Annotated in this window: 9 protein-coding genes and 1 tRNA gene; 6 read left to right on the top strand and 4 right to left on the bottom strand. The window is 72.0% G+C overall.

Features of this window, described 5'->3' with window-relative positions; all coding sequences use genetic code 11:
- Position 1 precedes the first annotated feature (1 nt).
- Positions 2 to 679 carry a hypothetical protein gene (locus ACSMXV_RS09520; RefSeq protein WP_473177251.1) on the top strand — a complete coding sequence of 226 codons (678 nt, stop codon included), beginning with the start codon at positions 2 to 4 and terminating at the stop codon, positions 677 to 679.
- A 137-nt stretch (positions 680 to 816) separates the two neighbouring features.
- On the opposite strand, the gene ACSMXV_RS09515 is transcribed toward ACSMXV_RS09520, so the two are convergent.
- The gene (locus tag ACSMXV_RS09515; protein ID WP_473174882.1) at positions 817 to 2022 is read right to left on the bottom strand and encodes an IS110 family RNA-guided transposase; all 1206 of its coding nucleotides are present in this window, start codon (positions 2020 to 2022) and stop codon (positions 817 to 819) included.
- A 210-nt stretch (positions 2023 to 2232) separates the two neighbouring features.
- On the opposite strand from ACSMXV_RS09515, the gene ACSMXV_RS09510 reads away from it, so the two are divergent.
- Positions 2233 to 4977, top strand: coding sequence for an exo-rhamnogalacturonan lyase family protein (locus ACSMXV_RS09510; protein WP_473177250.1), 2745 nt, complete (start codon positions 2233 to 2235; stop codon positions 4975 to 4977).
- Between the two features lie 172 nt (positions 4978 to 5149).
- Here the strand turns inward: ACSMXV_RS09510 and ACSMXV_RS09505 are convergent, their stop codons facing one another.
- Positions 5150 to 7564, bottom strand: coding sequence for an SCO7613 C-terminal domain-containing membrane protein (locus tag ACSMXV_RS09505; protein ID WP_473177249.1), 2415 nt, complete (start codon positions 7562 to 7564; stop codon positions 5150 to 5152).
- 102 nt (positions 7565 to 7666) lie between these two features.
- On the opposite strand from ACSMXV_RS09505, the gene ACSMXV_RS09500 reads away from it, so the two are divergent.
- Positions 7667 to 8119 carry an SRPBCC family protein gene (locus ACSMXV_RS09500; protein ID WP_473177248.1) on the top strand — a complete coding sequence of 151 codons (453 nt, stop codon included), beginning with the start codon at positions 7667 to 7669 and terminating at the stop codon, positions 8117 to 8119.
- Positions 8120 to 8158: 39 nt separating this feature from the next.
- Positions 8159 to 8230, top strand: a tRNA-Val gene (locus ACSMXV_RS09495).
- A 204-nt stretch (positions 8231 to 8434) separates the two neighbouring features.
- Here ACSMXV_RS09495 and ACSMXV_RS09490 read toward each other — a convergent pair.
- On the bottom strand, positions 8435 to 9160 hold the full coding sequence (locus ACSMXV_RS09490; protein WP_181657223.1) for a 3'-5' exonuclease: 726 nt from the start codon (positions 9158 to 9160) through the stop codon (positions 8435 to 8437).
- A 166-nt stretch (positions 9161 to 9326) separates the two neighbouring features.
- Between ACSMXV_RS09490 and ACSMXV_RS09485 the strand changes: the two genes are divergently transcribed.
- Together ACSMXV_RS09485 and ACSMXV_RS09480 are read left to right on the top strand one after the other, a co-directional pair.
- Entirely contained in the window at positions 9327 to 9893 is a 567-nt protein-coding gene (locus ACSMXV_RS09485; RefSeq protein ID WP_181657222.1) for a DUF4365 domain-containing protein, read from the top strand.
- A complete protein-coding gene (locus tag ACSMXV_RS09480) occupies positions 9890 to 11125 on the top strand; it encodes a hypothetical protein (protein ID WP_473177247.1) in 1236 nt (411 codons plus the stop codon). Before ACSMXV_RS09485 ends, ACSMXV_RS09480 begins: the two co-directional genes overlap by 4 nt.
- A 34-nt stretch (positions 11126 to 11159) precedes the next feature.
- Here the strand turns inward: ACSMXV_RS09480 and ACSMXV_RS09475 are convergent, their stop codons facing one another.
- Positions 11160 to 11723: a DinB family protein gene (locus ACSMXV_RS09475; RefSeq protein WP_473177246.1), complete on the bottom strand. Its 564-nt coding sequence runs from the start codon at positions 11721 to 11723 to the stop codon at positions 11160 to 11162.
- Positions 11724 to 11824: the final 101 nt, after the last annotated feature.

Raw genomic sequence — 11824 nt, 5'->3', positions numbered from 1 at the left:
CATGGCGTTCCGTACGGATACGGCATGGACGAGGGCCCGTCAGGCACGGCAGGCCCGCAAGGCCCGCAAGGCTCCCCACGAGTCCGTCCTCTCAGTTGGGGCCTCCCCTGCTCGAGCGGAGTCGAGAGCTTGGGGAAGTTTCGGTCTGTTCGCCGAGTGCCTGCTCACCGGGGTGTGGATCGCGGTGGCCGCGCTGCCGCTCGTCACCTACCCGGCCGCGTTCGCCGCAGGGGCGCGGCACCTGCGCCGGCGGATCGCCCACGAGGGCGGCGGTTTGCGGGAGTTCGCGGCCGACTTCCGGCACGCGGTGCGCCGCGGCTGGCTCGCCGGTCTCGCCGGGTGGGCCGCGGTGGCCGTGGTCTGGGTGGACGTCCAGGCCGTACGCGCGGGACTGCCCGGCGGCCGCCTGGTGGCTGCCATCGGGATCTTCGCCCTGATCGGGCTGGCCGTCGCGGGGCTGCGCGCCGCGGCTGTCTGGGAGCCCGGAGCGTCCTGGCGGGCCCTCCTCGCGACCGCGGGGCGCCGCACCGTGCTGGACCCCGCCGGATCCTTCCTGCTAGTCGGCGGGATGGCCCTGGTGGCCGTATCCGCCTGGGTCACCCCGCCGCTGGCGGTCCCCGTCCTGGGGGCCGTCGCGGCGGCCGCCGTCGCCGTCGAGGAGCGGCTCCGGCGTCGCTGACCCGCCAGCCGGTGCCCGCGTCGCCGACGACCCACCGGTGATGTCCCGCAGGCCGGCGCCCCCCGGGCGCCGCGCCCTCCTCTGTCATGCCCCTGACCTCCCCGCACGTCGAACGGAAAGGAATCTCAATGATCGTGTCAAGCCGCCTGCGTGACCGGCGGGACGGAGGTGAACAGCCTCTTGTCACGCAGCATCGCCCACAGCACGTCGACGCGGCGGCGGGCGAGCGCGAGCAGGGCCTGGGTGTGCAGCAGCCCCTCGGACCGTTTCTTGAGGTAGTAGTCCCTGGAGGGGCCGGGGCGCATCATTGCGGTCTGGGCGGCCAGGTAGAAGATGTGCCGCAGGCGCCGGTTGTAGCGCTTGGGCCGGTGGTAGTTGCCGCTGCGTCGGCCGGAGTCCCGGGCGACCGGGGCCAGGCCAGCGTGCGAGGCGAGACGGCCCGCGTCACGGTAACCGGACAGGTCGCCCACGATGGCGACGAACTCGGCGCCCAGGATGGGGCCCATGCCGGGCATCGATTCGATGATCTCGGCGCGCTCGTCGGTGTGGAACGTCTCGCGAATCTCCCGGTCGTTGTCCTTGATCCGCTCGTCCAGGGCCAGAAGCTGGTGGGCGAGGTCGCAGACCAGTTTGGCGGCCCGCTTCTCGCCAGGCAGCGAGGTCATCTGGGACTGGGCCGCGTCCACCGCCTTGGTGGCAACGGTGTTGGCGCCGCGGACCTTGCGGCGTTCCAGCCAGGTCGTCAACCGTTTGGCACCGAGCCGGCGCAGGGCGGCCGGGGTCTGGTACTCGGTCAGCATGACGACCGGGCCCTTGGCCGCGGAGTAGTCGAAAGCCCTCTCCAACGCGGGGCAGATACCGACCAGCAGGTCGCGGAGCCGGTTGATCAGCCTCACCCGGTCGGCGATCAGGTCGGCCCGGTAGTTGGTCAGCACCTGGAGCGTGGAGACCAGTTCCGCAGGCGTGTCCAGCGGGGCGAAGTCCCGTGGGCGCATGCGGGCCTGGTCGGCGATGACCCGGGCGTCCTTGGCGTCGGTCTTGCCTTCGCCCTTGTAGGCGCCGGACATGCGGTTGACTGTGCGGCCGGGCACGTAGACGACCTGCTGGTCGTGTGCGATCAGCAGGGCCAGCAGCAGGGTGGAGGCCCGGCCGGAGATGTCCACCGCCCACCGCACGTCACCGGCCCGTCCGCGGGCGGTCTCGATAAGCGTGAGGATCTGGGCCTCGTCGTTGATCACCTTCGTCGAGAACAGCGTCTCGCCGTCGGCGTCGATCGCAACTGCCCAGTGATGCCCCTTGCCGGCATCGATGCCGACCCATATCCGCGCGTGAGACGTGCTCAAGCCCGTGGCTCCGTTCCTCCGTGACCAGCACTTCAGTGGCCCGAGGAACACTCCGCCGACAGGTCCCTAACCAGCGATGACCGCAGTTCTCAATCAGTGGTCGGAGCGTCCCGGAGGACCGGGCGGCCATTCCTTCCGAGCCATCAACGGCAAACAGCCATCAGCCATACCCGGTCCTCCCGGACCGGCCAACATTCTTAGGGAAAGGCCATGTCTCCCATCCCCCGCAGGTCCGTGCTCAAGGCGGCCGCCGTCGCCGGTGCCGCCGCCCAGTTCAGCTGGGCCTTGGGCACACAGGACGCCGTCGCCGCGCCAAGAGCCGAGGCCGCGGACGCGGCACCCGATCCCGTGACGCTGAACTGGCTCGAGGACGGCGGCCTCGGCGCCGCCCCCGGCTCCACCGTCGGCGTGCCCTGGCCCAAGGGCGCGTACGACAAGGACCAGACCTTCGCGCTGGCGACCGCCGACGGCAAGGACGTGCCCGTCCAGAGCTGGCCCCTCGCGTACTGGCCCGACGGCTCGCTGAAGTGGACCGCGCACGCCATCGGCCCCCAGACGACCGCCGACAAGTTCACGCTCACCGCCGGGGCGCCCGCCGCGCCCGAGAAGAAGATCACGGTCGACAAGAGCGGCGGCACCATCGACATATCGACCGGTGTCATCACTGCCAAGATCGGCAACAGCGGGTCCACCCTCGTCAAGTCCGTCACGCGCGGATCGACCGAGATCGCCAAGAACGGACGCCTCGTCCTGCTGCGCCAGGGAGAGCTCGAGGACGGCGACCAGGGCCAGGAGAAGTACGAGCGGTTCGAGAGCGCGATCTCCGAGACCGTGGTCGAGCAGGACGGTCCTGTCCGTGCCGTCGTCCGCATCGACGGCAAGCACCGCCGCGGCGACCGCGCCTGGCTGCCCTTCTCCGTCCGGCTCTACTTCTACGCGGGCGCCGAATCGTTCCGCATGGTGCACACCATCACCTTCGACGGCACCCAGGAGCCCGGAAAGGCCAGCGGCGACTTCATCCGCGGCCTGGGCGTGCGCTTCACGGTGCCGATGCGCGACGAGGCGTACGACCGGCACATCCGTATCGGCGGCGACGACACCGGACTGCTGCGCGAGGCCGTCAAGGGCATCACCGGACTTCGCCGTGACCCGGGCGCTGCCGTACAGGCGGCACAGTTCGAGGGCAAGAAGCTCCCCGATCCCTCCACCTGGGACCAGCGCGTCACCACCCGCCTGCACCTCATCCCCACCTGGGGCGACTACACGCTCTCACAGCTCTCCGCCGACGGCTTCACGCTGCGCAAGCGCACCAAGAAGGGCCACGGCTGGATCGCAGCGGGCGGCGGCCGCAGGGCCAGCGGCTTCGGATACGTCGGCGGCGCGAGCGGCGGACTCTCCTTCGGCCTCCGGGAGTTCTGGGAGAAGTTCCCCGCCCAGCTCGACATCCGGGACGCGCACACCGACGAGGCCGAGGTCACGCTCTGGCTCTGGTCGCCCGAGGCGCAGCCCATGGACCTGCGCTTCTACCACGACGGCCTCGGCCAGGACACCTACGCCGAGCAGCTCGAAGGCCTCAACATCACCTACGAGGACTACGAGCCGGGCTTCGGCACCCCCTACGGCATCGCCCGCACCAGCGAACTCCTCTTCTGGGCCAACGACTCCACGCCCAGCCCCCAGGCCCTCGCCCAGCAGGTCAACGCCGTCCGCACCCCGCCGCAGCTCGCCGCGCCGCCCAAGCAGCTCATCAAGGCCAAGGTCTTCGGCGGCCTCTTCTCCGAGCCCGACCGCTCCACCGCCGCGAAGGCGAAGATCGAGGACCACCTGGACTTCCTGTTCACGTACTACAAGGACCAGGTGGACATGCGCCGGTGGTACGGCTTCTGGGACTACGGCGACGTCATGCACTCGTACGACCCGGCCCGCCACCAGTGGCGCTACGACGTCGGCGGCTACGCCTGGGACAACTCCGAGCTCTCGCCCGACCTGTGGCTCTGGTTCGCGTACCTGCGCAGCGGCCGCGCCGACATCTTCCGCTTCGCCGAGGCCATGACCCGGCACACCGGCGAGGTCGACGTCTACCACCTGGGGGAGTGGGCCGGGCTCGGCACCCGCCACGGTGTGCAGCACTACGCGGACAGCGCCAAGCAGCAGCGCATCGCCAACACCACGTACCGGCGCTACTACTACTTCCTCACGGGCGACGAGCGGGTCGGCGACCTCATGCACGCCAACGTCGACTCCGACGAGACGTTCCTCGTCCTCGACCCGATCCGCAAGATCCGCACCGAGCCGTACACGCCCGACCGGCACGCTCTGTCGATCGGCTTCGGCACCGACTGGAGCGGTCTGGTGTCGGCCTGGCTCACCGAGTGGGAGCGCAAGGGTCCCAAGTGGGAGAAGGCCAAGGCGCGCGTGCTCTCCACCATGGAGACGATCGCCGCCCAGCCCAACGGCTTCGTCCAGGGCAGCGGTCTGTACGACCTCGACACCGGCAAGTTCGCGATCGCCGACAAGCCCGTCGTCGGCGTCTCTCACCTGTCGGCGGTCTTCGGCCTGAACGAGCTGTGCGCCGAGCTGATCGACCTGGTCGACATGCCGAAGTTCAACGAGGCCTATTTCGACTACTGCCGCTACTTCAACGCCACCAAGGCCGAACAGGCGGCACGCTACGGCTCCAACTTCGGCTCCCTGCTGCTCTTCCAGGGCCACTCGCGCCTGGACGCCTACGCGGCCGTCCAGACCGGCGACGCAAAGCTCGCCACGCGCGCGTGGGACAAGTTCTACAACTCCGACGGCTACAAGGAATCGGCCCCCTGGAAGACGGAGAAGGTGAGCGGACCGGTCACCCTGGTGCCCGGCAGCGAGGCCAACTGGGTCTACACCAACGACACAGCGCTGTACGGCCTCGCCGCCATCGAGAACCTGGCACTCCTCGGCGACAAGATGCCGTAGCCAGGGGCTAAGCGGCGCCGGGGAAGTTCAGGCACGCCCCCACGCCGCCCGGCACGCACTCTCGCCGCACCGGCCAAAGGCCCAAGTAGCTCCGCTACGAGGACCTTCATCCGGCACGCCGAGAGCACGCACCGAACGACGCGGGAACGCACCCGCACTTCCCCGGCACCGCTTAGTTCATCTTGTCCAGCACCTCCCGCACCCGCCGGGCGTCCCGGATCCGCTGCTCGTAGGTCGCACCGACGGCGAGCAGCAGGAGCCCGGCGAGTGCGGGAGGTACCCAGCGGGGGAGCGCGCCCGCTATCTGGACGAGGTACGGGGCGAGTTCGTGCAGCGCGTCCAGGGTGAGCACGGCGCCGCCGATGAGGAGCGGTGCCTGGAGGTGGTGCCGGGCGCCCAGCAGGGTGACCAGCAGCGCCGCAGCGCCGAGCAGCAGCGGACGCAGCCAGTGCGGATCGCCCCAGGCCACGATGAGGCTGGGCACGAGCGTGGCGGTGAGTCCGGGGCCGTATGCCGTCCACGACGAGGCCCCCGCGTCACGGCGCCTGCGCAGGACGCCCACCAACAGCGCCGGGACGGTCACCGGCAGCGTGTACGCCTCCGGGGTTTCCACGTCCCAGGAGGCCAGCCGCACCCAGGTGGCCAGGACGAACAGGGCGGCCGCCGCGTAGCCGGCGAAGCGGCGGTCGGAGCGGACCGCGGTGCCTGCGGCGATCACACCGCACAGGGCGAGCACCAAGGCGAGCATCGGCGGGTCGGCGACGGTCAGTGCGACGGCGAGCAGTCCGGCGACGGCTCCCGTCACCTCGACCGGCACGGTCGCCGGGGAGCCGCCGAGCCGCGCGGCGAGCAGGGCCGCGGCCACGGGCACGGTCAGGACGAGCAGGGCCGTATGCTCCGGCCGCCAGCCCGCGGAGGCGCCCATCGCGCAGGCCAGCGCCGCGGCGTACGCGAGCGCGGCCGGGGCCGTGACGGGAGCCAGGCGCGCGAACCACGAGGCCGCCGCGAACAGCACGGTCAGGGCGACGAGGACCACCAGCGTCGCGCCCTCGGAGGCGAGGGACAGGAAGGCGAGGGAGAGGGAGGTGACCACCGAGAGGACGGTGGCGGCCGTCTGCGCGGTCGGGACCTGGCGGGCAGCGGCGGCTGCCGCGAGGGCGGCAGCCGTCGTGATGCCCTGGGCCGACAAGCCGACGCCGTAGGGGAGTTCGAGGACCGCCGGGAGGACGAGCGCGGCCGCCCAGGCCAGAACCAGCACACCGGTCAGGGCCCGCGGCCGCCAGGTCGCGTTCCGGACCGCCGCCAGCACACCGGCGATGACGGCCAGGACGACGGCGGCCGCCGCCGCGTACGGAGGCCACGGAACGTCGACCGTCACCGCGGCGCGGACGTCCGACGGCACGCCGGTCCAGGCCCGCTCCGTCCAGCCGACCGGACCCAGCAGCACGACCACGACGAGCGGCAGGGCCCAGAGCAGCGCCAGCGCCTGGCACGTGACGGAGGCCCACGCGAGTCCACGGCGCACCGGCTCGGGAAGCCGCCCGCGTACCGCCGCCAACAGCGCGACACCACCCGCCAGATAACCGAGGACCGTCCAGCCGCCGGGCAGGACCGCGCGCAGGACCCCGCCGACCGCCGCGACCAGGACGAGCCCGCCGACGAGCGCGGTGCCCATGGCGTTACCCGGTTTCGGCAGCTGCCGTGCGGCGCCCAGCGTGATGGCCGCCGCGAAGGTGAGGAGAGCCGAGGCACGGGCGGCGGCGTTCGGGTCACCCGCGTCCCAGGAGAGCCAGCCGGCCGTCAGTACGCCCAAGCCGCCCGTGCTGTGCGCGCCGACGGCGGCGACGATACGCACGGGCTTGGCGGTGGTCCGGAGCGCCACAATCGTGTCGAAACCGGCCGTCACCAGGAGCGCGGCAGTGATCCGGTCCGGACCCGCGTCGACCGCGATCGCCCAGAGAAGCAGCGGGAGCTGGGCAGCGGCCAGAGCGGCGGGCAGGGCCAGGCGCAGCGGGAGGGGTCGGGCCTCCTCCCGCGCAGAGTGGTCGGAGGCGTTTGCACTCAGGTCGGGCAGCAGGCCGAGCCCTCGGCCGTACGCCGCCCACACCCCCGCCAGCACCGCCGACGCGACCGCCGCGTACCCCGTGCCGTCCGTGCCCGTGAGCGCGGCCTCGTGCAGCGCGTAGGCGTCGAGGACCGTCAACGCGAGTCCGAGTCCCGCCACCGACTCGGCCGTCGAGCGCAGCCCGCGCTTCAGGAGCGGCACCGGCGCGGCGAGCACGGCCAGCGTGACCGAGCCGAGCACCAGGGCCCGCCCGGCGATCCCGAGGTGACCCCAGCTGACCAGCGTGAAGGCCGCCGCGGCCACGGTGAGCAGGACGCCGCCGAGCACGAGGAGCACGTTCTGGACGCGCGGCGCGCTGGTCTCGGGGCGTGGCGCGACAGGCACCGGTGCGACCGGCTGCGCTTGCAGCGCGGCGACCAGCCAGGCCCGCCGGGCAAGCAACTGGGCCCGGCGGGCATCGAGTTGCGACAGCTCGGCGTCGAGGAGCCGCAGCTCTTCGGCCGGAGGCGGGATGTGTGTCATGCCTCGGAGTGTGGTCCCCGTCACGTCGTACGGCATGAGTGTGAGTACTCAGAAGGTACTCAGCTCGCGTACGGGAAGGCTCCGTACGGGCACACTCGGTACATGGACTGGTGCCATTATCGCTTCCGCAGCCTCTGGAAGCTGCCGGCGCCGCCGGCCGACGTGTACGCCGTGCTGGAGCGAGCCCAGGAGTATCCGCGCTGGTGGCCGCAGGTGCGGGCGGTGACGCCCCTCGGAGAAGGGGTCGCCGTAGCCCGCTTCCGGTCCCTCCTGCCGTACGACCTCGTCGTCACGGTCCAAGAGCGGCGCCGGGACCCCACGGCCGGCGTCCTGGAGATCGCGATGACCGGCGATCTGGAGGGCTGGGCCCGCTGGACGCTCGGGCCGGCCCTCGGAGGGAGCGGCACGCGCGCGTGGTACGACCAGGAGGTCGAGGTGCGCAAGCCGATCATGCGGCGTCTCGCCTTGCCCGGCCGGGGCGTCTTCCGCCTCAACCACGCGCTGATGATGCGCAGCGGGCGTCGTGGACTGACCGCCCTGCTGAATGCGGTTTGAAGCGAGCCGCCCGGGACCTGTATGGTTCAGTGCGTTCCCGGGCGATTAGCTCAGTGGGAGAGCGCTTCGTTCACACCGAAGAGGTCACTGGTTCGAACCCAGTATCGCCCACGAATACGACAGGCGACGTGTGTCCGCGAAGAGCGCGGACCATGTCGCCTTCGTCGTTATTGCACGGCTTCGCCGCGCGTGGCGGGGGCTTCGCCACCCGCACCCCCTGAGCCGTGGTGGGCCGAAGAGGCGAGACGCGGCAGGGGACGGCGCAGAGTAGACACCCCCCGCCTCTTGGTTGCCGGAGCCGTCAGAGGGCTGTGCTCAGGCCGCCGCCGGAAGCTCCGGACGCAGCGGCCACGCCGGGTCCACCGCCTCCTGTGAGCCGCTCCGGGCGAACCAGGCCTGCAGCCCACGCGCCTGCGCCGCATGCCACACCGCCTGCAGCGTGTGCAGCTCGGCCGGCGACAGACGCTCCAGCCGGGCCGAGAAGCGCCGGCCTATCGCCCGTACGACATCCAGGGCGGCCAGTGCGTCGGCGGCAGCGTCATGTGCGCCGTCGAGCACCACGCCGTAGTGCTCGCACAGATCCGTGAGCGTGCGACGGCCCTTGCGGTAGCGGTCCAGGTGCTTGTCGAGGACCCGCGGATCGAGCACGCACAGCGGGGAACTTTCCAGATAGTGGGAGAGCGAGGAGGCCCGATGGCGCCTCAACTCCCGGTCCAGCAGCGTCAGATCGAACGGCGCGTTCATCACCACGAGCGGGCGGCCCGCCGCCACATGCTCGGCGAGCGTCCTGGCCACCTCCTCCATCACCGGGGCCGGCCAGCGGCCGTTGCGCCGCAGGTGATCCTCCGTCAGCCCGTGGACCGCCGTGGCCGCTTCGGGCACCGGCACTCCCGGGTTCACCAGCCAGCGGCTCACCCGCGCGCGGAGGCCCGCGGTGTCCTGGACGACGACGGCGGCGGACACGATCCGGTCGGTCTCGACGTCCACGCCGGTGGTCTCGGTGTCGAATGCAACCAGGGGTCCCTCGTACCAGCACGTCATGCGCACACAACTCCTCCTTCACACTTCGGCAGTTGACGTGCGTCCCCTGCCCGACCTGGTGATACCCGGCCGTTTGCGGCGTACGCAGGGGGGAGACAACACAGATACGGGCCATGCCACTTCAGGGCCCGAACGGGGATTCACCACAGCGGAAGGCTTGTTGGAGATGGCGCTCGCGCAGCCCGAAAGGGGCGGGCTGCTGCCCGAGCGGATGGCACCGCCGCGCGGCTCGCTCGCCACCACCGCCTGTATGGAGACGCTTCAGGTGGGCTATCTGCATGCCGTCGCGGCCGCCGCGGGCTGCTCGCTGTCCCAGCCCTTTCCGGACAACGGCATCGACTGGCACGTCAGCCACAGCGCCCCCGGGCACACGGTCGACGACGAAGTCACCATCAAGGTGCAGCTCAAGGCCACGTACCAGATCGCGCCGAACCCGCCGGGGCCCGCGTTCTCGTTCACGCTCGACAACGCGCACCTGGCGAAGCTCGCCCGCACCCCGGTCTCGGTGCACAAGATCCTCGTCGTGATGATCGTGCCCAGGTCCCAGGACGACTGGCTGCGCGCCGGCCACGACCGGCTCGACCTGCGGCACTGCTGCTACTGGATCAACCTCGCCGGGCACCCCATCACCGGCCGCCGCAGGACCACGGTGCGCATACCGACCGCGCGCATCTTCGACGACCGGGCGCTCTGCGAGATCATGACGCGGGTCGGGACCGGAGGGAAACCGTGACGCACCGCCCGATCGACGAACCACTGCGCCCGGTCGGCGCCGTGCGCGCTCACCCCGCCGACGCCGCGGCGCTGGGCGCGCAGCCGCCCGAGCCCGCCCAGGTCGACCCCGCCGTGCTGAGCGCGCTCCTCGACCGGCACGGATGGCAGCGCCGCGGCGGCGCCGCCGGGCGGTACGCGCGCTGGACCCCGCCGGGCCCTGGCAGCAGCCGTACGAGCCTGCTCGTACCGGAGAGCCGCGCCTTCCCCGACAGCGACGACCTGCTCGGCGAGGCCCTGGTCGCGCTGAGCAGGAGCGGCACGCCCGCCGCCCGCGAGGTGCTGGTCGGGCTCACCGTGCCCAGCGACGAGATCCGCTGGTGGCGCGATGTACCCACCGGGCCCGCGGGCGCCGCGCCCTGGACCGCCGAGGAACAGCTCCGCATCGCCGCGCGGCAGCTGCTGCTCGCCGGAGCCTTGGCGGTGCGCGGGCGCGCCGGGTACTACGGGGCACGCCACCGGCGGCCGGCCGCCGCGGCCCTTGAGAACGTCCTGGTGGGGCCGGCGCCGGGTGGCCGCCAGCTGACCGCCTTCGTGCCCGTGACCCCCGGGCGCCCCCTCGCCGTACGACTGCACCAGGCGCTGTACGCGGCCCGCGAGGCCATCGACTACCAGCGGGCCACCGGCGGCATGGACGCCTTCGACGGAGCCGTGGAGGCGGGTGTCAGCCATGAGCTGACGGAGGCGCTGGTCGCCCTCGTCCGTGGCTCGCAGGGCGCCCGTATCGCCGTGGAGTGGGCACCCGCCGCCGGGGTTCCCGAGGGATGTGCGACGCCCGCGGAGCCGGTCGAGTTCTCGCCCGGTGATCTGTCCGTACTGCGGGAGGCGAGCGCGCGCTACAGGCGCGTGGAGCCGTCGGTTCCGGTGCGCCTCACCGGGGCCGTGGTGCGTCTGCGCAGGTCAGGGCCGCGCGGCGACGGCACGGTGCGGCTGCGCGTCATCGCGGGCGCGGAGGTGCCGCACGTACGGCTCACGCTGGACGAGGAGGCGTACCGCATAGCCGGACACGCGCACCTCGTCGGGCTGCCGATCCGGGTGCACGGAAGGCTGGAGAGCCGGGGCGGGTTCCGCCGGCTGACCGGGGCGTCCGGGGTGGCGCCGGTGCAGGTGGACGAGGCGGAGCGGGACCGGCTGATGAAGTCCCTTCAGGAGAATCTGGACTTCCTCGAGGAGGCGTGCGGGGCCGAGGACTGAACCTTCGCCCTGGAGTCCCCGGCAGTGCCGGGTGTCAGGTCGCCGGACGGTGGGCGTACAGGTCCCGCAGGAGCGCGATCTCCGCGCCGTGGTGCAGCATCTCGCGGTTGATGTGCAGGACGAGCGTGGCCATGGGCTCCTCCGCGAACGGCCCCTCGGCTGGGCCGCAGGGGCGGGCGAGGCCGCTCTCGCCCAGGCCGCGCACGCCCGCCGTCCACTCCGCGTACGCCGCGTCCAGCCGCTCGAGCGCCGCCGAAGCCGTGCCCGGATAGGAGTACGTCGTGTAGTCCACGGGCGCCGCCCCGAAATGCGCGGCGTTACGGACTCCGAGGACGCCCACCAGGATGTGGCCCAGGCGCCAGGCGATCGTCGTCACCGGCGCGGGCTGCGGCTCCGGGTACGCGAAGTCGATGGTGAAGTCACCGGAGCCGGCCGCCATCGGCGCGGTGCTCGTGCCGCGCCTGCGCACGTTCCAGCAGTCCGGGACCGGCTCCCAGAAGTACTCGTCGTCGGTCAGCCCCGCCAGGCGAAGGCGCAGCTGGTGTCCCCAGTGCCAGGCGAGCTGGTCGATGAGGAGCTTGTTCCAGTCGAGTGCCATGCGGCTCACACTAGGACGCCGGGTGCGGGGCGTCTCGCTGACCGCGGTCCGGGAAACCGTTTCGCGAGCGGGCCCGGCGAGTCGGTACGATCCGTTAGTGC

The sequence above is a fragment of the Streptomyces sp. DSM 42067 genome, from assembly GCF_055792885.1.
This window is presented reverse-complemented; position numbering and strand designations above follow the sequence as displayed.

What these genes read in the sequence shown, in the direction of transcription:
- ACSMXV_RS09520 (WP_473177251.1), top strand. Translation starts at nt 2, where the DNA reads ATGGCGTTCCGTACGGATACGGCATGGACGAGGGCCCGTCAGGCACGG.
- ACSMXV_RS09510 (WP_473177250.1), top strand. Translation starts at nt 2,233, where the DNA reads ATGTCTCCCATCCCCCGCAGGTCCGTGCTCAAGGCGGCCGCCGTCGCC.
- ACSMXV_RS09505 (WP_473177249.1), bottom strand. Translation starts at nt 7,564, where the DNA reads ATGACACACATCCCGCCTCCGGCCGAAGAGCTGCGGCTCCTCGACGCC.
- ACSMXV_RS09500 (WP_473177248.1), top strand. Translation starts at nt 7,667, where the DNA reads ATGGACTGGTGCCATTATCGCTTCCGCAGCCTCTGGAAGCTGCCGGCG.
- ACSMXV_RS09490 (WP_181657223.1), bottom strand. Translation starts at nt 9,160, where the DNA reads ATGACGTGCTGGTACGAGGGACCCCTGGTTGCATTCGACACCGAGACC.
- ACSMXV_RS09485 (WP_181657222.1), top strand. Translation starts at nt 9,327, where the DNA reads ATGGCGCTCGCGCAGCCCGAAAGGGGCGGGCTGCTGCCCGAGCGGATG.
- ACSMXV_RS09475 (WP_473177246.1), bottom strand. Translation starts at nt 11,723, where the DNA reads ATGGCACTCGACTGGAACAAGCTCCTCATCGACCAGCTCGCCTGGCAC.